This window comes from uncultured Haliea sp., from assembly GCF_963973825.1.
GTDB lineage: Bacteria > Pseudomonadota > Gammaproteobacteria > Pseudomonadales > Halieaceae > Haliea.
Window position 1 is genome coordinate 200,334 of record NZ_CAXBAE010000004.1, and the last position, 26,250, is coordinate 226,583.

The 26,250-nt window shown below is 62.6% G+C and carries 20 protein-coding genes; 12 read left to right on the top strand and 8 right to left on the bottom strand.

Annotation, left to right across the window (positions count from 1 at the left end):
• Positions 1 to 10 precede the first annotated feature (10 nt).
• Genes AACZ17_RS07270 through AACZ17_RS07285 form a run of 4 tightly spaced genes read left to right on the top strand, consistent with a single transcriptional unit; the run spans position 11 to position 4,777 of the window.
• Positions 11 to 937 carry a hypothetical protein gene (locus AACZ17_RS07270; RefSeq protein ID WP_290743089.1) on the top strand — a complete coding sequence of 309 codons (927 nt, stop codon included), beginning with the start codon at positions 11 to 13 and terminating at the stop codon, positions 935 to 937.
• Complete coding sequence (locus AACZ17_RS07275; RefSeq protein WP_290743092.1) at positions 934 to 1,770, top strand: HAD-IIB family hydrolase; 837 nt, start codon at positions 934 to 936, stop codon at positions 1,768 to 1,770. The genes AACZ17_RS07270 and AACZ17_RS07275 overlap by 4 nt, the downstream gene beginning before the upstream one ends.
• Before the next feature lie 5 nt (positions 1,771 to 1,775).
• Entirely contained in the window at positions 1,776 to 3,005 is a 1,230-nt protein-coding gene (locus AACZ17_RS07280; protein WP_290743095.1) for a glycosyl transferase, read from the top strand.
• Positions 3,005 to 4,777, top strand: coding sequence for an alpha-amylase family glycosyl hydrolase (locus tag AACZ17_RS07285; RefSeq protein ID WP_290743098.1), 1,773 nt, complete (start codon positions 3,005 to 3,007; stop codon positions 4,775 to 4,777). The genes AACZ17_RS07280 and AACZ17_RS07285 overlap by 1 nt, the downstream gene beginning before the upstream one ends.
• Here AACZ17_RS07285 and AACZ17_RS07290 read toward each other — a convergent pair.
• The gene (locus tag AACZ17_RS07290; protein WP_290743101.1) at positions 4,764 to 6,611 is read right to left on the bottom strand and encodes a choice-of-anchor I family protein; all 1,848 of its coding nucleotides are present in this window, start codon (positions 6,609 to 6,611) and stop codon (positions 4,764 to 4,766) included. The two genes, AACZ17_RS07285 and AACZ17_RS07290, sit on opposite strands and share 14 nt — an antisense overlap.
• Positions 6,612 to 6,813: 202 nt before the next feature.
• Here AACZ17_RS07290 and fabV point away from each other — a divergent pair, with 202 nt between their 5' ends.
• The 3 genes from fabV to acs all read left to right on the top strand — a co-directional run bounded on the left by fabV (position 6,814) and on the right by acs (position 10,871).
• On the top strand, positions 6,814 to 8,004 hold the full coding sequence (fabV, locus tag AACZ17_RS07295) for an enoyl-ACP reductase FabV (protein WP_290743103.1): 1,191 nt from the start codon (positions 6,814 to 6,816) through the stop codon (positions 8,002 to 8,004).
• 4 nt (positions 8,005 to 8,008) lie between these two features.
• A complete protein-coding gene (locus tag AACZ17_RS07300) occupies positions 8,009 to 8,842 on the top strand; it encodes an MBL fold metallo-hydrolase (RefSeq protein WP_290743106.1) in 834 nt (277 codons plus the stop codon).
• 88 nt (positions 8,843 to 8,930) lie between these two features.
• Positions 8,931 to 10,871 (top strand): acetate--CoA ligase, encoded by a 1,941-nt coding sequence (gene acs / locus AACZ17_RS07305; protein WP_290743109.1) that lies wholly within the window; start codon positions 8,931 to 8,933, stop codon positions 10,869 to 10,871.
• 9 nt (positions 10,872 to 10,880) lie between these two features.
• Here the strand turns inward: acs and AACZ17_RS07310 are convergent, their stop codons facing one another.
• The 6 genes from AACZ17_RS07310 to AACZ17_RS07335 form a co-directional block, all read right to left on the bottom strand.
• The gene (locus AACZ17_RS07310) at positions 10,881 to 11,543 is read right to left on the bottom strand and encodes an exonuclease domain-containing protein (protein WP_290743112.1); all 663 of its coding nucleotides are present in this window, start codon (positions 11,541 to 11,543) and stop codon (positions 10,881 to 10,883) included.
• Positions 11,543 to 13,378 carry a DUF294 nucleotidyltransferase-like domain-containing protein gene (locus AACZ17_RS07315; protein WP_290743116.1) on the bottom strand — a complete coding sequence of 612 codons (1,836 nt, stop codon included), beginning with the start codon at positions 13,376 to 13,378 and terminating at the stop codon, positions 11,543 to 11,545. Before AACZ17_RS07315 ends, AACZ17_RS07310 begins: the two co-directional genes overlap by 1 nt.
• A gap of 44 nt (positions 13,379 to 13,422) precedes the next feature.
• On the bottom strand, positions 13,423 to 13,899 hold the full coding sequence (locus tag AACZ17_RS07320; protein ID WP_290743118.1) for a hypothetical protein: 477 nt from the start codon (positions 13,897 to 13,899) through the stop codon (positions 13,423 to 13,425).
• A 17-nt stretch (positions 13,900 to 13,916) separates the two neighbouring features.
• Positions 13,917 to 15,647 carry a sodium:solute symporter family protein gene (locus tag AACZ17_RS07325; protein ID WP_290743121.1) on the bottom strand — a complete coding sequence of 577 codons (1,731 nt, stop codon included), beginning with the start codon at positions 15,645 to 15,647 and terminating at the stop codon, positions 13,917 to 13,919.
• 10 nt (positions 15,648 to 15,657) lie between these two features.
• The gene (locus AACZ17_RS07330; protein WP_290743124.1) at positions 15,658 to 15,924 is read right to left on the bottom strand and encodes a DUF4212 domain-containing protein; all 267 of its coding nucleotides are present in this window, start codon (positions 15,922 to 15,924) and stop codon (positions 15,658 to 15,660) included.
• A 94-nt stretch (positions 15,925 to 16,018) separates the two neighbouring features.
• Positions 16,019 to 17,341 carry a DcaP family trimeric outer membrane transporter gene (locus AACZ17_RS07335; protein WP_290743127.1) on the bottom strand — a complete coding sequence of 441 codons (1,323 nt, stop codon included), beginning with the start codon at positions 17,339 to 17,341 and terminating at the stop codon, positions 16,019 to 16,021.
• A 142-nt stretch (positions 17,342 to 17,483) separates the two neighbouring features.
• Between AACZ17_RS07335 and AACZ17_RS07340 the strand changes: the two genes are divergently transcribed.
• Positions 17,484 to 18,140: a response regulator transcription factor gene (locus AACZ17_RS07340; protein ID WP_290743131.1), complete on the top strand. Its 657-nt coding sequence runs from the start codon at positions 17,484 to 17,486 to the stop codon at positions 18,138 to 18,140.
• Positions 18,141 to 18,197: 57 nt separating this feature from the next.
• Here the strand turns inward: AACZ17_RS07340 and AACZ17_RS07345 are convergent, their stop codons facing one another.
• On the bottom strand, positions 18,198 to 21,707 hold the full coding sequence (locus AACZ17_RS07345) for a PAS-domain containing protein (RefSeq protein WP_290743134.1): 3,510 nt from the start codon (positions 21,705 to 21,707) through the stop codon (positions 18,198 to 18,200).
• A 199-nt stretch (positions 21,708 to 21,906) separates the two neighbouring features.
• Here AACZ17_RS07345 and AACZ17_RS07350 point away from each other — a divergent pair, with 199 nt between their 5' ends.
• The 4 genes from AACZ17_RS07350 (at position 21,907) to AACZ17_RS07365 (ending at position 26,243) form a co-directional block, all read left to right on the top strand.
• Positions 21,907 to 23,538 (top strand): 3-(methylthio)propionyl-CoA ligase, encoded by a 1,632-nt coding sequence (locus tag AACZ17_RS07350; RefSeq protein ID WP_290743136.1) that lies wholly within the window; start codon positions 21,907 to 21,909, stop codon positions 23,536 to 23,538.
• 143 nt (positions 23,539 to 23,681) lie between these two features.
• The gene (locus AACZ17_RS07355; protein WP_290743139.1) at positions 23,682 to 25,265 is read left to right on the top strand and encodes a FadD3 family acyl-CoA ligase; all 1,584 of its coding nucleotides are present in this window, start codon (positions 23,682 to 23,684) and stop codon (positions 25,263 to 25,265) included.
• A 28-nt stretch (positions 25,266 to 25,293) separates the two neighbouring features.
• A complete protein-coding gene (locus AACZ17_RS07360; protein WP_290743141.1) occupies positions 25,294 to 25,779 on the top strand; it encodes an Lrp/AsnC family transcriptional regulator in 486 nt (161 codons plus the stop codon).
• On the top strand, positions 25,776 to 26,243 hold the full coding sequence (locus AACZ17_RS07365; protein ID WP_290743143.1) for an Lrp/AsnC family transcriptional regulator: 468 nt from the start codon (positions 25,776 to 25,778) through the stop codon (positions 26,241 to 26,243). Before AACZ17_RS07360 ends, AACZ17_RS07365 begins: the two co-directional genes overlap by 4 nt.
• Positions 26,244 to 26,250: the final 7 nt, after the last annotated feature.

Below are 26,250 nucleotides of genomic sequence, written 5' to 3' on the forward strand. Positions count from 1 at the left end.
AGGAGAAGGCGTGACGGCAGGCAACATACAGGATTCTGGCCAGCAGGACTGGCGTGCTGCTTTCCTCGCCAGAGAAAACCTGCCTGCGGACTACCTGACCGAGGCCGGGCGCTGGTTTGATCCGGTGGCGGTGCAGCTCGTCAAAGCGCACCGCAGTAGTGCGCAGCCGACGCTATTGGTGGGCATAAATGGTGCGCAAGGGGCGGGAAAGACCACGCTCGTAGCCTATCTCTGCGACTGGTTGGTGCATGAGGCCGGGCTCTCTGCACTGTGTATGTCGCTGGACGATTTCTACCTGACGCGCGCGGAGCGTCAGGCGCTGGCGGACGCCGTGCATCCCCTGTTGGCAACGCGCGGTGTTCCCGGCACGCACGATATTCCCTTGTTGTTGCATACCCTGCAGGCCTTGACTGTTTCCGGCGACGTAGCGGTTCCCCGCTTCAGCAAGGCGGAGGATGATCGGCAGCCCGCTGCGGCGTGGCCGCGTATCCGCGCGCCGCTGGACGTTGTGCTGCTTGAAGGATGGTGCCTCGGTGCCACGCCCGAACCGCCGGCGGCGCTTGCAGTGCCCTGTAACGCGCTGGAACGGCGTGAGGATCCGCAGGCGGTCTGGCGTGGTTATGTCAATCAGCAGCTGGCCGGCGACTATGCGACACTGCACGCACAGCCGGATTGCTGGTTGATGCTGAAGGCGCCCTCGTTTGACGATGTGCTGCGCTGGCGCACGGAGCAGGAGAACCGATTGCGTGCCAGGATAGGTGCCAGCGAACACGCGATTGGCCTCATGGATGAGGCCGCGCTGGCGCATTTCGTACAGCACTACGAGCGCCTCACGCGGCATTGTCTGGCGAGCCTGCCGCCGCGCATGGATTTGGTGTGGACACTTGGCAGTGACCGCAGCATAAACGCCTGGGCAGGTCCGATGGTGCCCCGATGAAGCCGCGCCTGCTGGTATTCACCGATCTGGATGGCTCCTTGCTGGACCATCACAGCTATCGCTGGGATGCCGCCGCAGACGCGCTGCGCCAGCTGCGGGAGGCCGAGATTCCGGTGATCCTCGCGAGCAGCAAGACCCGCGCGGAAATGCTCCCCCTGCAAAGCGCGCTCGGCCTCAGGCATCCCATCATTGTTGAAAATGGCGCGGCGATCGTTGTGCCCTCGGGCACCTTTCGTGAACCACTGCCTGAGGCGCTACCCTGCGGGGATGGGCAGGAGGTACGGTTCGCACCCCCCCGAGACCGCTGGCTTGCCCTGCTGAATGCGCTGGCGGCAGAGTTTACGGGCGAGTTTGCCGGCTTTGAGCGCCTGGGCATCGACGGCATCGTGGCGGCGACGGGGCTTGATGCCGACGCGGCGGCGCTGGCGGCACAGCGCGAATTCAGTGAGCCGGTGCAGTGGCTGGGTACCCCTGAGCGTCGCGCGCAGTTTGTAGACGCGCTGGAAGCCGCGGGTGCGCGTGTCCAGCAGGGAGGACGTTTCCTGACGGTGGCAGGGGATTGTGACAAGGGGCAGGCACTGCGTTACCTGCGCCGCGCCTACCAGTACGACGCGCCGGGACGGCCGCTGCATGACCTCGCCATCGGCGACAGCGGCAATGATGTGCCGATGCTGGAGGCGGCAGAAACCGCGCTGCTGGTGCGCTCGCCGACACACGACTTTCCACCGCTGGCACGCACGACCGGTGTGCTGCGCAGCACCGGGCTGGGTCCGGCTGGCTGGCGCGAAGGTGTGCTTGCCTGGCTGCACCATTACACCATTGCAGGAGACTGATCAGCATGGGCGATTTCTACCAGAACGGCATTATCACCACCTTGCATAACCTCTCGCACCGCTCCGTGGACGAACTGGAAGCCGAGCTGCTGCGGTTCTCGCGTACCCGTCCACTGGGGCTCATCCTGCCTTCCCTGTACTCGGAACTGGAGGGTGCGGCGCTACCGCATATCGTGCAGGAACTGGGGCGTGTGCCCTATCTGGCAGAAGTTGTGATCGGCCTCGACCGGGCTGACGAGGCGCAATACCGGGCCGCCCTGACCTTCTTCTCGGCCCTGCCCCAGCGCCATCGTGTGCTCTGGAACGACGGCCCGCGTCTACGCGCTCTGGATGCGGAGCTGGAGGCCCGCGATCTGGCGCCGCGCGAGGCCGGCAAGGGTCGCAATGTGTGGTACTGCATGGGCTACACGCTGGCCTCCGGGCGCGCCGAATCAGTGGCGCTGCACGATTGCGACATTCTTACCTACGAGCGCGGATTGCTGGCGCGCCTGATTTATCCCGTATCCAACCCGCAGTTCAACTACGAGTTCTGCAAGGGCTACTATGCGCGGGTGGCGGATGGCAGGATCAACGGGCGGGTCAGCCGCCTGCTGGTGACGCCGCTGCTGCGCGCCCTGAAGAAAACCGTGGGCGATATGGAATACCTGGATTACATGGACAGCTTCCGCTACCCGCTGGCGGGCGAGTTCTCCTTCCGCCGCGATGTGCTCACCGATATTCGCATTCCCAGTGACTGGGGGCTGGAAATCGGTGTGCTGTCTGAAGTGTATCGCAACTACGCCAACAACCGGCTTTGCCAGGTCGACATCGCAGACGTCTATGATCACAAGCATCAGGAGATGTCACAGGACGATGCGACCCGCGGTCTCTCGCGCATGTCGATCGACATTGCCAAGGCGCTGTTCCGCAAACTCGCAACCCGCGGGGTCACTTTCAACAGCGAAACCTTCCGCTCCCTGAAAGCGACCTATTACCGCATCGCTCTCGATTTTGTGGAGACCTATCACAATGACGCGGTGATGAATGGCTTGAGTCTCGATATCCACAAGGAGGAAATGGCGGTCGAAATGTTCGCCGAGAATATCATGAAGGCCGGCGAGGCCTTCCTTGAGCACCCTATGGAGCGGCCTTTCATTCCCAGTTGGAACCGGGTGATCAGTGCAGTACCCGACATCCTCGAGCGGCTGCAGGAGGCTGTGGACGCAGACATGCAGGATTACGGTACACCCCGGTGATGAGCTCCGCACAGTCCGACTTTGAATGGCTGCAGGCGCGCGTGCAGCAGCACCTGGAGGTGATCTACGCGGATACGCCGGCCGCCGCATCAGCCCACGAGCTGGTGCCCCAGCTGATACAGGCAATGCGACTGCAGCGCGATGTATTGACACCGGCGCCCGGCAGGAACACCTGGAGTGAGCGCGATGCCCTGCTCATTACCTATGGGGACAGTCTGCTGGCACCTGGCGAGAAGCCCCTGCACACGCTGAAACGGTTTCTCGATGCCCATACCAACGGCGTGATCAGCGGCGTGCACATCCTGCCGTTCTATCCCTGGACATCAGATGATGGCTTTGCAGTGCTTGACTATTCCAGCGTCAATGAAGCGCTGGGCGATTGGGACGATATCGGTGAGATCGCCGCATCCTGCGACCTGATGGCTGATCTGGTGATAAACCACTGCTCGAGCCGCAGTGCCTGGTTCGAAAATTTCCTGCGCGACGAGTCCCCCGGTCGCGACTACTTCTTCACTGCGGATCCCGCGCAGGATCTTTCCGCGGTGGTGAGGCCCCGGACCTCGCCGCTACTGCGCATGGTGGAGACCGTGCGCGGCCCTCGCCATGTCTGGTGCACCTTCAGCCACGACCAGGTCGATCTCGATTTCCGCAACCCTGAGGTGTTGCTGCAATTCGTGCGCATCGTGCGACTCTATCTGGATCGCGGAGTGCGCATCTTTCGTCTCGATGCCATCGCCTTCCTGTGGAAAATCCCGGGAACCAGCTGCCTCAATCTTGAGCAAACACACGAAGTAGTGCGGCTGTTCCGTACCCTGAGCGAGCATGCAAGACACGATGCCATCCTGATTACGGAAACCAACATCCCCAACCTGGAGAATCTGTCCTACTTTGGGAACGCCAACGAGGCCCACTGTGTCTACAATTTTTCGCTGCCGCCACTGTTGATCAATACGCTATTGACCGGGGATTGCACCTATCTGCGGCAATGGCTGATGGCAATGCCGCCAGCCCGCAGCGGCACGACGTTTTTCAACTTCATTGCCTCGCACGATGGTATCGGCCTGCGCCCCGTTGAGGGGCTGTTGAGTGACGACGAACTGGCTGCCTTGCTCGGCGCGCTGCAGCGCTTTGGTGGACAGGTGTCCTGGCGCGCGCTGGAGGGTGGGGCGCAGCGCCCTTACGAGGTGAACATTGCGCTTTATGATGCCTTGCAGGGTACCGTTCGGGGGCCAGATAGCTGGGGCTTTGCACGCTTCGTCTGCGCACACGCCATCATGTTCGCGCTGGAGGGCATCCCCGGTTTGTACATCCACAGCCTGCTGGGCACACGCAACGATTACCAGCGTATGGCGCATACCGGGCACAACCGTGCGATCAATCGCCATCAGTGGCAGTGGTCAGAACTCGAGGCGCAGCTTGCTGATCCAGCGAGCACCCACCGGCAGGTGATGCTGGCTCTGGAAGGCCTGCTGCGCTTGCGCGGCGCGCAGCCCGCATTCCACCCCAATGCGGCCCAGTTTACCCTGCAGCTCGGGAGCGCACTGTTTGGCTTTTCCCGGCACAGTCAGGAAGCTGCGCAGCAGATTTTCTGCATCAGCAATATCTCCGACGAACCGCAGCGTCTGAACCTCCTCGACCTGAGTCTGCCCGAGGAGGCGCAATGGGAAGACCTGATCAGCGGAGAGCCGTATCCAGACCTTGACCAGTCACTGCAGCTGGAACCCTACCGCACCGTCTGGATCAGCGGTCGCACGACGATCACTCACCGCTGACCACGTTCACGGCAAACAGGGCGGTGGTGCCGCTGACCTCGTTCCCGACGATCAGCAGCGCCTCACCATTCGGACTCTGCTCTGCCGGCACGAAGCGAATGGACTCAGGGCCCAGGTCGCCCACCGCAGAGAAGTTACCCTCGTCGACCAGGCTTTCGATATTCTGACTGAAGTCTCGCGTGTTGATGTATTGGACGAACGTTGCGTTCTCCGGGTTGCTGATGTCGTACACCATGATGCCACCCACACGCTCGAGTCCGACGAACGCATAGAACTTGCCGTCGATGCTGGCGATTTCCAGAGCTTCCGGCTCCGGGCCCTTGTCGTCCGAGCGATCGTCACCGGTGTTGTCGTCGTTGCTGGCGTTGAAGCTATCACCGAGACGCTGCGCGGTGACAGTTTCAAAGTCGGCGCCGCTGTCGAACACCAGTGAACCGTTGCGGCTGTCCCAGATGCTGAAGGAACGCGCGCCAAAGCTGTACAAGTGCTCATACACGCAGCCTGCGGTGGGTTGTCCGCTCGTTTCCAGGCTGCCGGCAGGGCAGTCTCGTACACCGAGGTTCGTGATGACCTTGATACGACCGAGGTTGGCGGTGTCCAGCAGAGAATCCAGGTCCGGTGCAAAGCGCTCCAGGTTTGCCAGTTCTATGGTCGCCCCCGTATCCAGGATGTCACCGACGCGAATCTCGTCGAGATAGTGGAAGCAGTCGCCGTCGTCGTAGTCAAAACCGCCCTGTGCGCTGCATTCGGCTTCGTTGGCGGAATCGGTGAGGTATTCTCGGCCATCGCCCTCGTTGGCACTGACCACATAGGTAATGCCATTAACGGTATAGCTCTTCACGCTATCAGGCATGAAGGTCCCCCGCAGAGGCCATTCACGAATGTTGGTGCCACCGTCCCGGTTGCTTGCGTCCAGGCCATTGCCGGTCAGGCCGTGATCCTTGTAACCCAGGCCGATGACCGCGCTGATTTCACCTGCTGCGACGTCGACAACCGCCAACGCATTGTTTTCCTGCAGCGCGACCCAGGCCGTGCTGCCGTCCGCTGCAACGGTGATGAATTCGGGTTCGAGATCCTGTGCAACACTATCGCTTTTTGGAGAAATCCGTACACCGTTCCCCAGCGTCTTGTTGCCACCGGTGTTGAAGTCGGTGAAACGCAACGTGCGACTCACGGGGTTACCTGCGCCGCCAGTCAGATCGACCAGCGTGATACTGCCTTCAGGGTCGATGCTGTAGTCTCCATTGGGCTCGCCTTCGTTGGCGACCAGCAGGGTGTTCCCGTCTGGGGTGAACGTCAGCATGTCGGGTAGCGCACCGGCTTCGGTCGCGGAAAGGAATGTGCCGTCTGTCTGGTACAGGGCGACGTAGCCGTTATCCTGTTTCGTGTCGGCTTCCACGGCTACGGCCAGCAGGCTGCCGGCCACCGCGACGCTGTTCGCAGCGCCGAGCGCTTCCGGGCCAGACAGCGCAGGCACGGCACTGGCGATATCGACCGCCACGTTCAGTGTGCCTGCCAGGACGGGCATATCGGGTGCGCTGATGTCGAGGATGTCCACCCTGCCGGATTGCGCGTTGACCACGAAGGCCTGACGGGTGGCGGGGTCATAGTCAACGATTTCGGCGGCGCTCTCATCAAATTCTCCGGTCTCGTAGCGACCCAGAAAGCTCAATGCTATGCGACTGTTGGTGGCGTTCTCCCCTGTGGGCCCCTGTTCGCCCGGACTACCGTCAGCACCATCGAGTCCATCGCGACCATCGTCGCCATCGCAGCCGGCAAGTACGGCAGGCAGAGTCAGGCAGGTGGCAAGCAGCCAGGGGTTGAGTCGGCGCATGGGATTCTCCGTTCGGTTCGGCAATGAAATGCAGGTGCAGGATGCGAGGACTTTGTGACGTAATGATGGCGTTGAGATAACGGTTCGATGACCATTCTGTGACTTACGGAAGCGACTTTGAGGCGGTGTGGCCTGTGATACACTCCCGGCAACGCCCACAGGCGGGTTATCCGAGAAAATAGAATCAGGAAGACGACCGATCATGATCATAAAGCCCCGCGTGCGCGGTTTCCTTTGCACCACAACCCATCCCGTAGGCTGTGCAGCCAACGTGCGCAACCAGATCGACTACGTCAAGCGGCAGGGCCCTGTCGACAACGGCCCAAAGCGGGTACTGGTCATTGGCGCCTCGACCGGTTACGGGCTGGCCTCCCGGATCACCGCGGCGTTTGGCGCCGGCGCGGCGACCCTCGGTATCTTCTTCGAGAAAGAAGGCACCGAGTCCAAGCCCGGCACAGCAGGCTGGTACAACAGTGCGGCGTTTCACAGCGCTGCCGAGGCGGAGGGCCTCTACGCCAAGAGCATCAATGGCGATGCGTTTAGCGATGAGGTAAAACAGAAGGCCATCGCCACAATACGCGAGGATCTGGGGCAGGTAGACCTGGTGGTTTACAGCCTGGCGTCTCCCCGTCGCCAGCATCCGGTTACCGGCGTGGTACACAATTCCACTCTGAAGCCGATCGGCAAGCCTACCGTGCAGAAAGGCGTCAACACCGACAAGCAGGAAGTGCAGGACTTTCATCTTGAGCCCGCCACGCAGGAAGAAATCGACAACACGGTAGCGGTGATGGGGGGTGAAGACTGGCAAATGTGGATAGAGGCACTCGATGACGCCGGCGTGCTGGCTGAGGGTGCGAAAACCACGGCGTACACCTATATCGGCGAGAAGATGACCTGGGATATCTACTGGCACGGCACAATCGGTGCCGCCAAGCAGGATCTGGATCGGCGGGTCGTGGGAATTCGCCAGCGTCTTTCCGCCCATGGCGGTGATGCGCGTGTTTCGGTTTTGAAAGCGGTGGTTACCCAGGCCAGCGCGGCCATTCCCGCCATGCCGATTTATCTGGCGATCCTGTTCAAGGTCATGAAGGCCCGGGGGACACACGAGGGCTGTATCGAGCAGGTGGATGGGCTGTTCCGCAACTCGCTGTACAACCCGGCGCGTGAACTGGATGATCAGGGACGCCTGCGGGCTGATGGCAAGGAACTGAATCCGGAAGTGCAGGCTGAAGTGGCGGCGCTCTGGCAACAGATCGATACCGATAACCTGCATGAGTTGTCGGACTTCCAGGGTTACCGTCGCGAGTTCCTGCAGCTCTTCGGTTTTGAGGTGGATGGCGTTGACTACGACGCCGATGTGAATCCGCTGGTTCCCATTGAGAATATGGTGTAGGCCGATGTTTGAACATGGCGTGCCTTTCCGCCTCAATGACCGCGTACGCCGCCTGGTGGCGCCCAATCCGGGCATGATGACGGGCCCGGGTACCAACACCTATCTGCTCGGTGAGGAGCAGGTCGCGGTGGTCGACCCCGGCCCCGCTATCCCGGAGCACATCGAGGCCATCCTTGCAGCTGGCGCGGGGCGGATTCGCTGGATTATCTGCACCCATACCCACCCCGACCACTCACCGGCATGGCAGGGCGTGGCAGCGGCCACCGGCGCTGAGGTGATCGGGGCAATGCCTGCCGACGATCGGTTCCAGGACGATACCTTTTCACCGACAACCCTGCTCAGTCACGATTGGGTGTTGTCGGCCCCGGAATTCACCCTGCGGGCCCTGCATACGCCGGGCCACGTGAACAATCATTACTGCTTTCTGCTGGAAGACGACGGTATGTTGTTCGCTGGCGACCACATCATGAACGGATCAACCGTCGTGATAGTGCCGCCAGGCGGTGACATGAAAGCGTACATTGCCTCCCTGCGCCTGTTGCTGGATTACCCTCTGCAGAGTATTGCGCCGGGTCATGGCGACCTGATCCACAGTCCCCGCGAGGAAGTGGCGGGTCTGGTTGAACATCGCCTGGCACGCGAGCGCAAGGTCGTCGCGGGGCTCTCATCGCTGGGACAGGCTGATCTCAATGCGCTGGTCAAGGTGGTGTACGACGACGTTGATCCCGCCCGTCACGAGTGGGCCAAACTCTCCCTGTCCGCCCATCTGATCAAGCTGGCTGCCGAGGGGCGAGCGCGCGGTGATGCCGCGGCGGAGCGCTGGACGTGGCTGGGCTAGCGACTCGGGCATAGACCTTGGTCGAGTTGCGCCCCTTCCGGGAAGCAGTATCATCGGGTGCAAAGTCACCATCGGCGGAAGCAATAACATGTCCAATTTCCCCCTACACAAGGTTCCCGAGAATTTCCGTGATGCGCACATCACTCCCGAGCGCTATCGTCAGATGTACCAGCGTTCGGTTGACGATCCCGCGGGATTCTGGGGCGAGAAAGCGACTGAATTCCTGAAGTGGGATCAACCCTGGCACACGGTTGTTGACTTCGATTTTCACGAGGGGCGTGCCAGCTGGTTCGCTGGCGGGCGCCTGAACGTCAGCGTCAACTGTATAGACCGCCATCTGGAAACCCGCGCAGACCAGACCGCGCTGCTCTGGGAGGGCGATGACCCGACACAGAGCCAGCATGTCACCTACCGTGAGTTGCACGAGCAGGTGTGTCGCCTGGCCAACGTGCTGCGAGCACGCGGCGTGGGCAAGGGTGACCGGGTGTGCATCTATATGCCCATGGTGCCGGAGGCGGCCTACGCTATGCTGGCGTGTACCCGTATTGGCGCCATCCATTCGGTGGTCTTCGGCGGATTCTCGCCCACGGCCATCGTCGATCGCATTCAGGACGCCGACTGCCAGACGGTCATTACGGCCGATGAGGGCCGCCGCGGTGGCAAGACCATCGCACTGAAGAGTAACGTGGACACGGCACTGGAGTCCTGCCCCAATGTGCACACCTGCATAGTCGCGCGGGTGACAGGCGCAGATGTGGCCTGGCAAGCGGGCAGGGACGTCTGCTACAACGAGGCGACCGCCGCGGCTTCCGCAGAGTGCGAGCCGGAGAGCATGGACGCGGAAGACCCACTGTTTATCCTGTATACCTCGGGCTCAACCGGCAAGCCGAAGGGGGTTCTGCACACCACCGGGGGTTATCTGCTGCAGGCCGCGATGACCTTCAAATACACCTTCGATTACCGCGAGGGGGAGATCTTCTGGTGCACAGCGGACGTCGGCTGGGTAACGGGCCACACCTACATCCTCTATGGCCCCCTGGCCAACGGCGCCACGACCCTGATGTTCGAGGGGGTGCCCACCTGGCCCGATTCAGGCCGCTGCTGGGAGGTAATCGACAAGCACCAGGTCAACACGTTCTACACGGCACCGACGGCCATTCGATCGCTGCATGCCCACGGTGATGCACCCGTCAAGCGCAGTTCCCGCGCGAGTCTGCGCTTGCTGGGGTCGGTCGGTGAACCTATCAATCCCGAGGCCTGGGAATGGTACTACCGGGTTGTCGGTGATTCCCGCTGTCCAATTGTCGACACCTGGTGGCAGACGGAGACAGGCGCGCAGATGATCACGCCACTGCCGGGTGCGACCGACCTCAAGCCGGGTTCCGCGAGTATGCCGTTCTTCGGCGTGCAACTTGCCCTGCTCAATGAGGACGGCAGTGAAATTGACGGTGCAGGCTCCGGCTACCTGGTCATAAAGGCGTCCTGGCCGAGCCAGATCCGCACGATCTACGGTGATCACCAGCGCATGGTAGACACCTACTTCCGCAACTACCCCGGCTACTATTTTACTGGCGATGGCGCCACTCGCGACGAAGACGGCTACTACTGGATTACCGGTCGCGTCGATGATGTGCTCAACGTATCCGGGCACCGCATGGGAACCGCCGAGGTTGAGAGCGCGCTGGTGTTGCATGAGGATATCGCCGAGGCTGCTGTCGTCGGCTACCCCCACGACATCAAGGGGCAGGGCATATACTGCTTCGTGACGCCCATGGACGGCGTTGAGCCCAGCGAGGAACTGCGCAAGGCGCTGGTGCAGCTCTGTGCCAGCGAGATCGGCCCGATCGCCAAGCCGGACGTGATCCAGTGGGCGCCCGGTTTGCCGAAAACCCGTTCGGGCAAGATCATGCGACGCATTCTGCGCAAGATTGCGGAAAATGAGGTCGGCAGTCTCGGCGATACCAGCACGCTGGCCGACCCATCCGTGGTTGATCATCTGGTCGCCAACCGCGCACACCCGGTCAGCTGATCGGGTGGCTCAGCGCAGGTCGCGCAGGCGCAGTGTTGTGTTGCGCCCGCGGTGTGCAACCTGCGCCAGCAACAGCTCTGCGGTCGCAATGGCGTCCAATAGCGCATTGTGAGCGGCATGCACAGGCAGGCCATAGTGCGCGCGGCAGCCCGCCAGGGTTAACGCGCCCGGCGCGCAGGCCTGGTTGCGGCGTTCCCGCTGTTTCTGTTCCAGACGCAGTGTATCGATTGTCGGTAGCAGCAGTGGCGCTCCGTACAGGCGTTGACACTGGCGATCCAGAAAGGCGATATCGAGTGCGGCGTGGTGAAACACGAGCACGCGGCCGGCCGCGGCCTGCAGGAACGCTTCCAGGACCGTCGAGGCGGGCGCGCCCTGGGCCAGTTCCCGGTCGTGGATATGGTGAATGGTGGCGCTCTGGCCAACAGCCTGCTCTCCGGCAATCAGGTAGTGGCGCGCACTGGCGACCTGGATGGCGCCGTGCTCGATGGCAACCCAGCCGAGGCTTAGCAGCGCACCCGTCGCGGGGTCCAGGGAGGACATCTCACCGTCACAGACCAGAAACGGTGTTTCTCTGCAGGCGGTCCGGCCGGGTGGAGTAGGGTGTTGCCAACATGCCGCCAACGGCGTTCCCGCGGCCTGCCGCCGGCGCAAGCGGCGCAGCCGCAGCCACATCAGCCCATGCCCGCCCGGTAGGTTTGGCGCATGGCGGCCTGTGATTCGTCGATCAGGGTGAAGGCATCGCGCAGCTGCTCGCGCGCCAGTGTCGGCAGCCCGTGCGGTTTCAGGAAATTGTCTGGTGTTTCTCCCGACATGATCTGCTGGCACTGGTGCTGCAGGCGATGCTCTTGAATGCAGTGCAGGGCATCGGCCAGGTTGCGGCTGTCGCCCATGGTCATCTTCTTCTCCCGCGCCAGCGCCCGCAACCGCTCTTCCGTGTTGACGGCGGGTATGCGATGAGCCAGCGCGTGCAGCCGCACGATCTCGGTGATTGGCAACACCCCGCGTTTTTTCACATCCACCGCGTCGCGGTGCTCGCCGTTGCGCTCCACCACGAAACGGCGGAACATCCCCAGCGGTGGCCGGCTCTCCAGGGCGTTTGCGGCCAGCGCGGCAAGAAAAATGGAGTTGCCCGACGCCTCCTGCAGCATCACCTCCTGGAGACGCTCGCACAGGTTTTCCTCGCCGTAGATGGGCCGCAGGTCGAAGAAGATGCTGACACGCATCACCGCCGCTGGAGAGGGGGTGGTGGTCCAGCCGCGCACAGTATCCTGCCAGCGGTGCAGCGGTTGCCGCCAACTGTCCGTGGTTGCCATGATTTCGCCGCGGCAGTATGGGTAGCCGCAGAGTTGCAGGCCGTCACAGACGCGCCGCGCCAGATCGGCAAACCAGCCAGCGTGTTCAGGCTGTGTCTCATCGGCGAAAATCATGCCATTGTCCTGATCGGCGCCAAACAGCTGCTCGGCGCGCGCCTGGGAGCCGAATCCGACCCAGCACCACGCCGCAGGGGCAGGCCCCAGTTCGGCTTCTGCCAGCTGAATCAGGCGCACGGTCACGGCATCCGATATGGCAGTGAGGACGCGGCTGACCTGATGCGCGTGCATGCCGGACTGACTCCATTGCACCACCAGCGCCGGCATGCCTGTCAGCAACGTCCTGATACCCTCGGCGCTGTCCTGCCTGGAGATATGTTGTACGAGATACACCGGGTCATTCTGGCGCGCGAGTATCAGGTCTGACGTGGTGATCATGCCCGCGAGGCGGCCCCCTTCCACGACGGGCAGGTGGTGATAGCCACGCTGGGTCATCAGCAACGTTGCATCAAACAGGGTGCAGTCCGCTTCCACTGTTTCCAGCTGAGTTGTCATGATGCTGGCAATGGGCGTGTCGGCAGGCAGTGCCGTCGTCAACGCCCGGGCCCGCAAGTCCCGGTCGGTAATAATGCCCTGCAGGCGGCCGTCATCGAGTACCAGCGCCGAGGAGACGCGCCTTTGCGTCATGGCCCGGGCCACAGCCTGCAGGGTGTCGCTGCCGCAGACGGTGAGCAGGTCCGTGCTCATGTAGTCACGGATGCTCTGCAGCAGGGCGTTCGGGGATGGCTGGTAGCGCGCGGCGCGCCGCAGTCGGCGGCTGCGCTGGCTGCTGAAATGCCGATCGATATCCCGGTGTGCCTGGCGCAGTGCCTGGTAGGCGCTGTCCGGGAGAAAATACACCAGCGCATCCTCGATCACGCAGGCCCGCACCTCGCCGCGTTCGGCGTTCAGGCCGCCAATGTGAAAGCTCTCGCCTTCGCCCAGGCGATCCAGCAGGGTGTCGTCTGCATCGCGCAGGTCGACGGCACCGCTGCGCAGTATGCGCAAGCCGCGTGGCTCGGAGCCGGCATCAAAAGATTCGCCGTGGGTGTGATAGCTGATGGCAACCGACGTCAGCAGGTCCGCCAGCTCTGCGGGAGAAAGCCGGTCGAAGGGCAGTGTGCTGGCGAGAAAATCCGCGATCGGTGCCAGATCCACGGGCGCTCGTGGCACGGTGGGCGCGTCATCGCCTGCGGCCACAGTCAGGGCCCCGGCGTGCGGAAGCGTTGCAGAAAATCCGAACCCGTGTCTGCGAAGTAGCGGCTGCCGCCTGCGGCGGCCACCAGTTGCAGTCTCGCCCCTTCGCCGGGTAGTGCAGGCAGGTTCAGCACCCAGCGTTGGGGGCTTGATTCATCGGGGCGCATGGCTCGCGGTTCGGCCGTGCTACCGGCTTCCTCAATGGCCACGACAGCGCCCTCCAGGGGGTGTGACGCCTGCAGCCGCAGTTGCCAGCCAGAGCTTCGGGCCTGTACGTCGATTTCAAGCTCCAGGTTGCCGTTGGTCAGTGCACAGCGGCCGCTGTCGTAGCGACAGTTGCTCTTGGCAATGAGTGGGTAGTCGCGACCCGCTTCAGCCAGGTGAGGCTGCTCTCCGACCAGTTGACCCACGGCAAACCACGCACCGATGGACAGCAACGGGGCCACCAGTAGTGCGATGATGACGTGTCGGTTGCTGAGCATCGGCTTTTCTCCTGCTCTCAGTGGTCGTGTGCGGCGCTGGCGCCAGCGGGTACGCGGATATGCTCCACGAGTTCCTGTACCGACTCCGGCGGTGCGCTGGTGACGCGGCTGACCAGCATGGCCACGGTGAAGTTGACGATTGCACCTACCGCGCCGAAGGCATTGGGTTCAATCCCCAGGAACCAGTTGGCCGGCATGTCACCGAGGAACGCGGTCGAAGCAATGAACATAATACCCTTGTGCTGGAACACGTAGAACAGGGTTACCCCGATGCCTGCGACCATGCCCGCAATTGCGCCCTCCTTGGTGGTGCGCTTGGAGAAGATGCCCATCATCAAGGCCGGGAAGATGGAGGAAGCGGCGAGCCCGAATGCCAGCGCCACGGTGCCCGCGGCAAACCCCGGCGGGTTGAAGCCCAGATAACCTGCCCCGGCGATCGCGGCGGCCATGGCGACCCGGCTGGCACGCAGCTCGGCGCGTTCGGAAATGCCCGGCGCTATCATCCCTTTCAGCAGGTCATGGGAGATGGCCGAGGCAATGGCCAGCAACAGCCCGGCCGCCGTGGACAGGGCGGCAGCGAGGCCGCCGGCAGCCACCAGCGCGATCACCCAGTTGGGCAGCTGCGCAATTTCCGGGTTGGCCAGTACCATGATGTCGTTATCCACGGTCACCATTTCATTGACCGCAGGGTCGGCGCTGTACTGGATGCGGCCATCCTGGTTCTTGTCCTCGAAGGCCAGCAGACCGGTGGTTTCCCAGTTGCGGAACCAGTCGGGGCGCTCTTCATATACCAGGTATTCACCGGGCGTCGGTTCGATGGTCTGCATCAGGTTCAGGCGGGCCATGCCGGCAACGGCGGGTGCTGTGGTGTAGAGGATGGCAATGAACAACAGTGCCCAGCCGGCAGAGCTGCGCGCGTCGCGTACTTTCGGCACGGTAAAGAAGCGGATGATGACGTGGGGCAGGCCGGCGGTACCAATCATCAGTGACGCCGTGTAGGCGAACATGTTCAGGCCACTCAGCCGGTATTCCGTGGTGTACTCGTTGAAGCCCAGCTCCATCACCATCTGGTCCAGCTTATCGAGCAGATAGGTGTCTGTGCCGGTCAGTGTGCTGCCGAGGCCCAACTGCGGGAAGGGATTTCCGGTCAGGTTCAGGCTGATGAATATAGCGGGAATGGTATAGGCCATGATCAGCACGCAGTACTGTGCAATCTGCGTGTAGGTGATGCCTTTCATGCCCCCCAGCACCGCGTAGAAGAACACAATGCACATGCCCACCAGCAACCCGGTGCCGTAGTCAACTTCGAGGAAGCGCGAGAAGGCAACGCCGATGCCCTTCATCTGGCCTATCACGTAGGTGACGGAGCAGATGATCAGACACACCACCGCCACCGCGCGCGCTGCTTTCGAGTAAAAACGGTCGCCGATGAATTCAGGTACCGTGAACTTGCCATACTTGCGCAGGTAGGGTGCCAGAAACATGGCGAGAATAACGAAGCCGCCGGTCCAGCCCATCAGGAACACGGAGCCGCCATAGCCCATGAAGGCGATCATGCCGGCCATGGAGATGAATGAGGCGGCGGACATCCAGTCTGCCGCCGTGGCCATGCCGTTGGCGACGGGATGCACACCGCCACCGGCGACATAAAAGTCCTTGGTGGAGCCGGCGCGCGACCAGATCGCAATGCCGATGTACAGCGCGAAGCTGGCGCCAACCACGAGGTAAGTCAGAGTTTGCAGTTCCATGAGGCGGCCCCTAGTCTTCTTCTACGTTGAATTCGCGGTCGAGCTTGCCCATCTTGCGCGTGTAGTAAAAAATCAGCAGTACGAACACGTAGATGGAGCCCTGCTGGGCGAACCAGAAGCCGAGCTTGTAACCACCGATCTGGATCTGGTTGAGCACATCGACAAACAGGATGCCGCAGCCGAAACTCACCACGAACCAGACCACCAGAAGTTTGAACATCAGGGCAAGATTGCGGCGCCAATAGGCCAGCGCCTGGGCCTCGGTTAAACGTGACATGGGGACTCTCCATTGCTGTTGTTATCGTCGCAGGCAGCCGGACTATAGCACCGGGTATCGCTGCGTCGCTGTTGGACCTTGGTCGATAGCGCCATCAGAAGGCGTACTTCATGGCAAATTGCAGGCGGCTCAGATCACCCGAGCGACCATCCTCCAGTTCCTTGCGCGCGTAAATCAGTTCCCCACCCAGCTGCAGGCCGGGATGTGGCAGCCAGTTCAGGTTGGCGTGGGCGGATTCATAGCGTTTTGCCAGCTGGCCGGCGGTGGCGTATTCACCGATCGACGGGTTGTCGGCTGCAGAGGCCGACAGGGCGAAGGTGCTGCGCCACTGCGCGCTCCAGGCGTGTTGGTAGGCGAGCATGGCACCCCACTGCGCAATGGTGTCGATGTCGCCGTTACTGTCGATGTAGCCATCGTCGAATGTGTTCAGGCCCATATAGCGGCCCAGTGCAGAGCCCTGGTTGAGCATGAAGCGCATATCGCCGTTTGCCAGCTGCCATTTGCCCGCAAGACTGAGGCCGTACCCCCAGGTGTCGTCGCTGGCCAGTTTTTCGCCACTGTTCAGGCGGCTCTCGTAGCCGAGCTGGCGTCCCATGGCTGCCAGTGTCCAGCTGAGGTCACCGGCGGTGCCGTTGTAGCGCGCAATCAGGTCTGGAATGGTCTCTGCGTTGTCCAGGCGACGGTTCACCCCGGTATCGCTGAGCTCATCGATTCGGGTCGCCGGGTTCTCCAGCGCAAACTGGAAATTGCCCTCGGTCCAGCGCACTTGCGGCTGCCTGACGAAAATGGTGCTGACGGGGCCGACGAAGTCGAGCAGGTCGGGCAGGGCGCCCACGTTGAAGAAGGTAGACCAGCTCTGCCCCGCCAGCAGTGAGCGTCCCTCGCCCATGTCCCAGTTGATATAGGCGTGGCGCAGGCGCGGGTTCCAGGAGTTGGAGATACGCTCGTCGCCTCCCGGGCTTAACATAAAGTCCAGCTCGATACGTGTGTCGATGCTGCCCTGCGCCGTTGGCGTCCGAGTGGTGAAGAAGAATCGCGATGACTGGGCGTGCAGCTTGGTGCTGGTGGCGGCCTCGCCATCGCCAGATGCCGGTTCAACCGGGATCAAAGACGAGACCAGAAAGTCGTCCACCAGATCATTGGTCGGCTTGCCTTCACTGTACCGGGAGGTGATGGCATCGAGCTGGATGTAGCCGCCGTAGCCGAAGCGGGTGCCCTTGCGCACAGGCCGCAGGGTCTCCAGTTCTTCACGAGTGGATTCGCCGGCGGCCTGCTGGTCGACGACCAGTGCCTTCAATTCGGCGATTTGCTGCTCAAGCAGGGCGATGCGTGCCGCGAGATCTTCAGCGGAGGCGCTGAAGGGCAGTAGCGCCAGCGGTGTGGCGAGTAGTGTGGCAATCAGTTTTCGCGTGGGCATGGTATGCAGATCCTCTAGCTATTATTCTGTGTGACGTGCATGTTGTACCCTTGACCAGACCAGAGGCCCATTGGACCTTGGTCAAAGCCGCGCGGCATTTTCGACTTAAGTCGAATAATCAATAACAAGAACCGGAGGCCACGTGTCTCGACGCAGTATCCTGATCGCTGACGATCACCCACTTTTTCGTGCTGCCCTGGAGCAGGTCGTCGCCAGCGCGTTTCCACAGCACCGCCTGTTGCTGGCGGCCAATGTTGCCGAGCTGCAGCAGGCAGCCCAGGCGGAACAGGGCCTCGACTTACTGTTGCTGGATCTGCACATGCCCGGAGCGCTGGGTTTTTCAGCGCTGTGCTGGGTCGGTGGCCAGCTGCCCGGTGTGCCGGTGGTGATGGTATCGGCCAATGCCCAGCCGGATACCGTGCGACGCGCACTGGATCACGGCGCAGCCGCGTTTTTGTCCAAGTCTGCGGGTATCGAGGAAATGCAGCGCTGCATGGAAGCGGTGATGGCCGGAGCACGTGGATTGCACCCCGGGCTTTCCGTGGGTCAAAAGGGCGCGCGCCTGCAGGCACTTGATGTTGCCGACACTCTGTCCAGTCTCACGCCGCAGCAGTTCCGGGTGGCGTCCATGCTGGTTGAGGGTTTGCTGAACAAGCAGATCGCGGGGCACCTGGAGGTGAAAGAGGCGACGGTGAAGGCACACATGACCGAGATTTTTCGCAAACTGGGCGTGCATTCCCGCACGCAGGCGGTGTTGGCGCTTGCCAGCCTCTCGGTAGAGGCCGCGGAGGACGTCTAGCAGCCTGTCGGACTTAGTGCATCAGCCGCAGCAGATGAGCCCAGGTCCGACAGGCTGCTAACGTCCCAGCAAGGCCAGAATCAGGGCCAGCACGCGTTGTGGATTTACCGGTTTGGGCAGGAAGCGGTGGCCTGCCTGCCGCACGCTGTCGCGCACAGCAGGCGCGTCGTCCGCTGAAACAACAATGACCGGTGGCAGGCCGTGCAGCGTTTGCAGCACGCTGAGTGCGGCGACGCCGTTATCGCCATTGTCCAGATGGTAATCGACCAGCAGCAGGCCGGGAGCTTCGCCTGCCGCAAAATGTGCCTGCAGCCCCGCGGCATCGCTGCAGGTCAGCACCCGGGCGCCATTGCCGCGCAGCAATTCGGCCATGCCCTCCAGCAGCAAGGGTTCGTTGTCCATGCACAGGACGGTGACGCCAGCGAGGTCGCCCGGCGAAGGCGGCACGTGTTCCGGTAGCGCTTGCGGCGCAGCCGTCGGGACCCTCAGGCCGAACAGCGTGCCCTGGCCGGGTGTGGACACCAGTCGCAGGGGATGCTCCAGTAGATCCGCATAGCGCTGGACGATGGCGAGGCCCAGCCCCAGGCCGTCGTCACCCTCGGGGCCGTGACCGCCGAGCCGTTCAAATTCGGTGAAGGCCCGCACCTGATCCGCCTCGGCGATGCCGGGCCCTGTGTCCCAAACCTGCAGTTCCACGCTGTCGCCGCGTCGGCGCAGGCCGAGCAGAATGCGGCCCCGCTGGGTATAGCGCACAGCGTTGGACAGCAGGTTCTGCAGAATGCGATGCAGCAGTGTTTCATCTGAATGCAGCCAGCAGGAGCTGGCGACGACCGTGAGCTGCAAGCCGCGCTCCGCGCTGCGTGGAGCAAATTCGTCCTGCAGCGTCTGCAGCAGCTGCTGTACCGGAAAATCGCGTAGCTTCGGTGTGTAGGCACCCGAGTCGAGGCGGGCGATCTCCCGCAGTTCGGCGATCAGCTGCTCTGCACGGTGCAGGGAGCGGTCAATCTGTTGCAGTGTGCCGCTGGCATCGCTGTCGGCTGTCAGTCGTGTAGCCAGGCTGGCGGCAAACAGGCGTGCCGCGTTGATCGGCTGCAGCAGGTCGTGGCTGGTCGCCGACATGAAGCGGCTCTTGCTCAGATGCGCATCCCGCAGTTGAGCCTCAACCTGCGCCCGCAGCCGGTTTTCCTGCCGTAACAGTGCATTGCTGCGGCTCAGTGATTCGGAGCCGGAAGCCAGTTTGAGCTCCAGCTCGCTCTTGGTGTCCTCCAGTTCGGCCAGCATTGCCCGGTAGTCGGTGATGTCGATATAGGTCGTGACAAATCCGCCGTTGGGCATCGGGTTGCCGCGGATATCGATAACCTTGCCATCGGGTAGCGTGCGCTCCAGACGGTAGGCACTGCCATCGCGCAGCCATTGCAGACGCCGCGCAATCTGCTGCTCGATGGGTGTGTCGTCATTGGCCTGGAGGATGCCGCGTTCAGCGTTGAATCGATAGATCCGTTCGATCGGACAGCCCACGTACAACAGCCGTTCGGGGTAGCCGAACATGCGCTGGTAGGTCTGGTTCCAGGCGACCAGCCGCAGCTGGCTGTCCACCACGGAAATACCCTGGATCATGTTTTCGACAGTGGTCTGCAGCAGTTCGCGGTTGAACGTGTTGAGGCGGCTGGCGTCGCTGACCATGCTGGCGAGGTCTGCGTAGCCCAGCTGCTGGCTGCTCTCCAGCTCCATCAGGGCTTTGTTGGCCGACGTGCTGCCGATCATGCTGGCAATCACCGCCTCCACCTCATTGACCGCGAACTGCGGAGTGCGGTCACCGGGCAGGATGCGCTGTTCGTAGCGGTCCTCAAAGCCCTGCCAGAGGCGGTGCAGCTTGTCTGCTTCGAGGAAGGGTACGAGCAGTCCCTGCAGCTGCCCACCGCGAATCAGGCTCAGGCTGAAATCACTGCGGCGCGGGTCGGGTTGGCTGTCTTGCGTGCCAAGGAAGAGTTCGGCCTGGCGTGCGTCTACCGCCGACTGGCGCAGGAGTAGCGACAGGCTGATGACGCACAGGCTGTTGGCGGTCAGGCTCAGTGCGGTCGCATAGGCCAATGGCGCATCATGGGCGAAGCCCAGCAGCGCGTTGGGACGCAGCATGGCCAGTGCCCAGGGGCCCTCCAATAACCACGGATGTGCGGCAGGCAGCAGGGCCGGCAGTACGCCGCAGTACAGCCACAGCAGCAGACCGGCGATCAACCCGATGGTGATGGCCACCCCGTGAGCGCGCCGCCAGTAGAGCCCGGCCAGCAGCGCGGGTGCCAGCTGTGCCGCGGCGAGGAATGAGAGGAAGCCGATTTGAGCCAGCCACGGCAGGCTCATCACTTCGCGCGCGACAGCCCAGGCAACCAGCATCATGCCGAGTATTGTCAGCTGCCGCGTACGTCGCAGCCTGTCACCGAGGTGCAGGATGGCCGCCGGTGAGTTGCGCTGCAATCGCACCAGCACGGGTGCGATGACTTCATTGGTAATCATGATGGCGAGGCTCACCGTTGCCACGATCACCATACCTGTCGCGGCGGAGATACCCCCGATAAACGCTGCCGTTGTCGCCCAGCCGGAGCCAAGGGCCAGTGGAATCGACTGCACCCAGGTGTCCGGATTGGCGTCGTCCAGCCCGGCGAAGAGGCGCGCGCCGGTGAGGCTGATGGGTATGACCAGCACCATGAACAGCGCGAGGTACAGCGGTAGCAGCCAACGGGCATAGCGGGTGTCAGTGCCTTCCTGCGCTTCGACCACGGTGACATGGAACTGGCGCGGCAGACAGAGGATCGCCAGTCCACTGATCAGCACTTGCGCGAAGAAGTCAGCGTTCAGGTTGAGTGCGCGGCGGCCTGTTGCCGCCGGCAGCATTGACGGTTCCGCGGCCTGCATCAGTTGCAGCCCTGCGAGCGCAGCGATCAGCGCAAAGGCGGCCAGTTTCACGACGGATTCAAGAGCAATGGCTGCCATGACACCGCGATGCCGTTCACGGCCGTCCAGGCGGCGCGTGCCGAACAGCAGCGTAAACACCGCCAGTACCACTGCGGTGAACAGCGCCGTGTCGGAGCCGCTCTGCGCACTACCCGGTGTGCCGCCGGAGATCACGCTCCAGGCCTGGGCCAATGCCTTGAATTGCAGGGCGACATAGGGGAGGACCGTCGCGGCAGCAACCAGGGTGACCAGCACTGCCAGCGACTGCCTTTTGCCATAGCGCGCGCCGATGTAGTCGGCGATGGACGTCACCCGATGCCGCTCGCCAAGCCGGATCAGGCGTCGCACCAGGCTCCAGCCGAACAGGAAGACCAGTATCGGCCCGAGATAAATGGGCGCATGGCTCCAGGCGGATTGGGCATCACTGCCCACCGCACCGTAAAATGTCCACGAGCTGCAGTAGACGGTGAGTGATAGCGCATAGACCAGCCCGTTCCAGGCGGGCCGCCTGATGGGTGTAGCCTGTACCGATGCGTCGCGATCTGCTTTCCAGGCGACGGCAAAAAGAATGCAGACGTAGGCGAGGGCGAGTCCGAGAAGCGTTGCGGGGGTGGGCATGCGGTCGCCGGCACCTGTATTTACTGTTATGGGATGACTATAACATTCCCGCTATGGCACGTGCAGACAGGCTGCGCCTGCAGACGGCGAGCCCCTGCCGGTTTTTGACATTCTGGGGCCGCGAGCGGTGTTATCCTCAGCGCAAATGACTACAATTCGCACTCAACGAGTCCCGTCACGATAAAAGGAGAAAATCCCAATGCACGGTTTGATGATGGATATGCCGCTGTTGATTACTTCGATCATTCAGCATGCGGAGCGGGTTAATGGCGACCAGGAAATCGTCTCGGTCACCCGCGACAACCCGCGTCATCGATATACCTATCGCGAGGCTTTCGTGCGTACCCGCCAGCTCGCCAATGCCATGGGCCCCTGGGGCCTGCAGCGCGGCGATCGCATCGGGACCCTGGCCTGGAACGACTACAGGCACCTGGAAACCTATTACGCCTCTGCCTGCAGCGGCTTCGTCTGCCACACCATCAACCCGCGGCTGTTTCCTGAGCAATTGGTCTATATCATCAACCACGCGGAAGACCGCTATGTGTTTATTGACCCCGACTTTGTGCCGCTGGCGGAGAAGCTGGCCCCGGAGTGCCCGGGGGTTGAAGGCTGGGTGGTGCTCACCAATGCCGAGCACATGCCGGAGACCACGCTGCCCAATGCCATCTGCTACGAGACACTCATTCACGGCGCCAGCAGCGACTTCGAATGGCCGGAGCTGGATGAGCGTGACGCCTGCGCCCTGTGCTACACCTCAGGTACGACGGGTAACCCCAAGGGCGTCCTGTATTCCCACCGCTCAACCATGCTGCATGCCTACGCCACCATGATGCCCGACGCCATGGGCCTTTCGGCCAGTGACGTCGTGCTGCCCATTGTCCCGATGTTCCATGTCAACGCCTGGGGCAACCCGTACTCCTGCCCCATGGCGGGCTCCAAGCTGGTGTTCCCGGGGAACAAGATGGGTGATGGCGAAACCCTCTCCGCCCTCATCAACGAGGAACAGGTGACCATGTCGGCCGGTGTGCCCACCGTCTGGCTGGCCCTGCTCGCACACCTCAAGGCAACGGGTAAGCAGGTGGAATCCCTGAAGCGCATCGTGGTGGGCGGCGCCGCCTGCCCCCTGGCCATTGCGGAGGAGTTTGACCGCTACGGTGTGGTAACCCGGGTCGGGTGGGGGATGACCGAGATGAGTCCCCTGGGCAGCATCAACGCCAGCGATAGTGAGCGTGAGCGGTTCAGCGAGGAGGACTATCGCAAGCGTCGCCTGAAGGCAGGGCGGGCCATCTTCGGCGTGGAAATGAAGATTGTCGGCGATGACGGCGAGGAATTGCCCTGGGATGGCAAGGCCTACGGCTCACTGAAAGTGCGCGGCCCCTGGATCTGTTCGGGTTACTACAAGCGCGATGCCGACGGTGCGCACGCGGAAGCGGGCTGGTTCGAAACCGGCGACGTCGCCACCATCGACCCCGACGGCTACATGGCCATTACGGACCGCACCAAGGATGTCATCAAATCCGGCGGTGAGTGGATTTCGTCGATCGAGTTGGAAAACGTTGCGATGAGTCACCCCAAGGTCGCAGAGGCGGCGGTCATCGGCCATTACCACCCCAAGTGGAGCGAGCGCCCCTTGCTGATCGTCGTGCGCAAGGGCGACGGGCAGGACCTGTCAGCTGCAGACATGCTGGCGTGGTTCGAAGGGAAGGTGGCGACCTGGTGGAAGCCGGATGCTGTCGAGTTTGTGGATGAGCTGCCACACGGCGCTACCGGCAAGATCCACAAGGTCTCGCTGCGTGAGCAGTTCAAGGACTACAGCTTCCCGGGTCAGTAGGCGCCCCTCGCGCCCCACCGGTGCCGGAGGGGCGCGATTTCATTATGCGTAGTTTGTTGCGCCGATAATTACGAATTTCGGTTGTAAAACCGTGTTTCACTGACTAGTATTGTGGCCCGAGTTCCAAGTTTGCACGTGCCGCCATGGTCAACACCGAGTCACAACAGCGTACATTGCCGCAGGTTGTCGCCGCCACTGCACGGTCCCTGCCCGAACGGGTGGCGATCAGCGACGGCCCTGTATCGCTCACCTACGCCGAACTGGATGCCGCCAGGCTGCAGGCTGCCCGCGCATTCCTGGCCGTCGGCCTGGGTCACGGTGAACGCATTGCCATCTGGGCGCCCAACATGTGGCAGTGGATTGTCGCGGCCATGGGCGCCCAATCCATAGGCGGTGTGCTGGTTCCCCTGAACACACGTCTGAAAGGTGCGGAAGCCGGGTTCATCCTGCGTCGCAGCGGCGCCCGCTGGCTGTTCACGGTAGGTGAGTTCCTCGGCATGCGGTACCCGGCGATGCTGTCAGGGGAGGACTTGCCTGACCTGCAGGGCACCGTGCTGTTCGAGGGCGATGCCGGCGATGACACAGCCTGGACGGACTTCCTCGCCCGTGGCGACAGTGTGCCGTTGGCGGAGGTTGAGGCCCGCGAGAACCAACTGCGCCCCGACGACACCCTGGATATCCTGTTCACCTCAGGCACCACGGGCCAACCCAAGGGCGTGGTCACCAGCCACGGGCAGAATATCCGCGCGTTTGCCACCTGGAGCGCGACGGTCGGCCTGACCAGTGAAGATAACTACCTGATTATAAACCCGTTTTTCCATTCCTTCGGGTACAAGGCGGGCTGGCTCGCAGCCGCCATCACCGGGGCGCGCATTCTACCGGTCAAGCAGTTTGACCTCGATGCGGTGCTCGGCCAGATTCATCGGGACAGGGTATCGGTCATTCCCGGTCCACCCACCATCTACCAGTCCCTGCTCAGCCATCCACGGCGCGCGGATTACGACCTTTCCAGTCTGCGGCTGGCGGTGACCGGTGCCGCACCGGTGCCGGTGTCCCTGATTGAGAGGATGCGCAGTGAGCTGGGTTTCAAGGTGGTGGTGACCGCCTACGGGCTCACCGAATCCTGCGGCGTCATCTCCATCTGCCGCCCCGAGGACAGCGCTGAGCGCATTTCACACAGCTCCGGGCGCGCCATGGAAGGTGTGGAAATGCAGTGTGTTGACGCCGACGGCGTCCCGGTCCCTGCCGGTACCGAGGGGGAAATCTGGTGCCGCGGCTACAACGTCATGCAGTGCTACCTCGACAATCCGGAGGAAACCGCGCGCACGATCACCGCGGATGGCTGGTTGAAGACCGGCGATGTGGGGGTGATGGATGAAGACGGCTACGTGCGCATCACCGACCGCATCAAGGACATGTTCATTGTGGGGGGCTTCAATTGTTACCCCGCTGAAATCGAGAACAGCCTGCACAGCATGCCCGGGGTCGCGCGGGCCGCGGTGATAGGCGTGCCGGATGAGCGGATGGGCGAAGTCGCCTGCGCATGGATTGTGCCGGCCCCGGGCGCGGCGCTGGACGAGGCTGCCGTCATTGCCTGGGCGCGGGAGAACATGGCGAACTACAAAGTGCCGCGCTTTGTGCGGTTTGTAGAGGAGCTGCCCATGAATGCCGGCGGCAAGGTGCTGAAGAACGAGCTGCGCCAGCGCATGGCGGCGGAGCGGGGTTAGCCCGCTGATGGCTGGCCAGGAGCAGCGAATGGAGCGCGCATCCCAGATTGAGCTGGACGAGACGGACCATGCGATTATTGCCCTGTTGCGCACGGATGGTCGCCTGCCTTTCCGGTCCATCGCGCGAGAGCTCGCACTTACTGAGGCGACTGTGCGGGCACGGGTGCGGCGCCTGGAGGAGTCACGCACCATGCGCGTGGTAGCCGTCACCGACATTGAGGCGGCGGGGTTCGGCATGTTGCTGGCCATTGGCGTACAGGTCGAAAACCGCTCGCCGGAGGATGTCGCGCGGGAGCTTGCCGGCGTGCCCGAGGTGTTCTCGGTCAACGTTGTGGTCGGCGCCCAGGATATAGAAATCCTGATGGCAGCCGAGGATCAGGTGGCACTGCATCGGCTGCTGCACGAGCGCATCGCGACCATGCCGGGCGTGCGCCGGTTGACGCCGGCGCTGGCGGTTAACGTACTGAAGAACCAGCCCGATTGGGTACCCTTTGATCGGGGTGCAGGCGCATGACCCGTCGGCGCCTGGACGCGATCGACCGGCAGATTGTGGCGCGGCTGTCTGAGGATGCCCGTATCAGCAATCGACAGATTGCCACCGATCTCGGTGTCACTGAGGGCACGGTGCGGGCCCGGGTCAAGCGCATGGAAGAGGAGCGACAGATTCGCATCACCGCCGTCACCAACATCGACCGCTTTCGCAACGGCGCACTGGCGTATATCTGGATAGAGGTCGAGCGCAGTCACCAGGTACAGGCGGTTGCACAGGCGCTGTCGGGGATCGCAGAGCTGGGCTTCGTGGGTGAGATGCTCGGTCGTTCCGACCTGCTGGCCATCACCATGGTGCGCAGCAACGAACACCTTGCGGAGTTCGTGCACCAGCGTATCAGTGGAATTCCCGGTGTGCGGCGTACGGAAAGCACGCTTGGGGTCAATTTTGTCAAACACGATTACCGCATGGCGCGGATCGTCAGCTGAAGGAATG

What these genes read in the sequence shown, in the direction of transcription:
- AACZ17_RS07345 (WP_290743134.1), bottom strand. Translation starts at nt 21,707, where the DNA reads ATGCCCACCCCCGCAACGCTTCTCGGACTCGCCCTCGCCTACGTCTGC.
- AACZ17_RS07360 (WP_290743141.1), top strand. Translation starts at nt 25,294, where the DNA reads ATGGAGCGCGCATCCCAGATTGAGCTGGACGAGACGGACCATGCGATT.
- AACZ17_RS07335 (WP_290743127.1), bottom strand. Translation starts at nt 17,341, where the DNA reads ATGCCCACGCGAAAACTGATTGCCACACTACTCGCCACACCGCTGGCG.
- AACZ17_RS07350 (WP_290743136.1), top strand. Translation starts at nt 21,907, where the DNA reads ATGCACGGTTTGATGATGGATATGCCGCTGTTGATTACTTCGATCATT.
- AACZ17_RS07330 (WP_290743124.1), bottom strand. Translation starts at nt 15,924, where the DNA reads ATGTCACGTTTAACCGAGGCCCAGGCGCTGGCCTATTGGCGCCGCAAT.
- AACZ17_RS07320 (WP_290743118.1), bottom strand. Translation starts at nt 13,899, where the DNA reads ATGCTCAGCAACCGACACGTCATCATCGCACTACTGGTGGCCCCGTTG.
- AACZ17_RS07285 (WP_290743098.1), top strand. Translation starts at nt 3,005, where the DNA reads ATGAGCTCCGCACAGTCCGACTTTGAATGGCTGCAGGCGCGCGTGCAG.
- AACZ17_RS07290 (WP_290743101.1), bottom strand. Translation starts at nt 6,611, where the DNA reads ATGCGCCGACTCAACCCCTGGCTGCTTGCCACCTGCCTGACTCTGCCT.
- AACZ17_RS07365 (WP_290743143.1), top strand. Translation starts at nt 25,776, where the DNA reads ATGACCCGTCGGCGCCTGGACGCGATCGACCGGCAGATTGTGGCGCGG.
- acs (WP_290743109.1), top strand. Translation starts at nt 8,931, where the DNA reads ATGTCCAATTTCCCCCTACACAAGGTTCCCGAGAATTTCCGTGATGCG.
- fabV (WP_290743103.1), top strand. Translation starts at nt 6,814, where the DNA reads ATGATCATAAAGCCCCGCGTGCGCGGTTTCCTTTGCACCACAACCCAT.
- AACZ17_RS07325 (WP_290743121.1), bottom strand. Translation starts at nt 15,647, where the DNA reads ATGGAACTGCAAACTCTGACTTACCTCGTGGTTGGCGCCAGCTTCGCG.
- AACZ17_RS07275 (WP_290743092.1), top strand. Translation starts at nt 934, where the DNA reads ATGAAGCCGCGCCTGCTGGTATTCACCGATCTGGATGGCTCCTTGCTG.
- AACZ17_RS07310 (WP_290743112.1), bottom strand. Translation starts at nt 11,543, where the DNA reads ATGTGGCTGCGGCTGCGCCGCTTGCGCCGGCGGCAGGCCGCGGGAACG.
- AACZ17_RS07300 (WP_290743106.1), top strand. Translation starts at nt 8,009, where the DNA reads ATGTTTGAACATGGCGTGCCTTTCCGCCTCAATGACCGCGTACGCCGC.
- AACZ17_RS07280 (WP_290743095.1), top strand. Translation starts at nt 1,776, where the DNA reads ATGGGCGATTTCTACCAGAACGGCATTATCACCACCTTGCATAACCTC.
- AACZ17_RS07355 (WP_290743139.1), top strand. Translation starts at nt 23,682, where the DNA reads ATGGTCAACACCGAGTCACAACAGCGTACATTGCCGCAGGTTGTCGCC.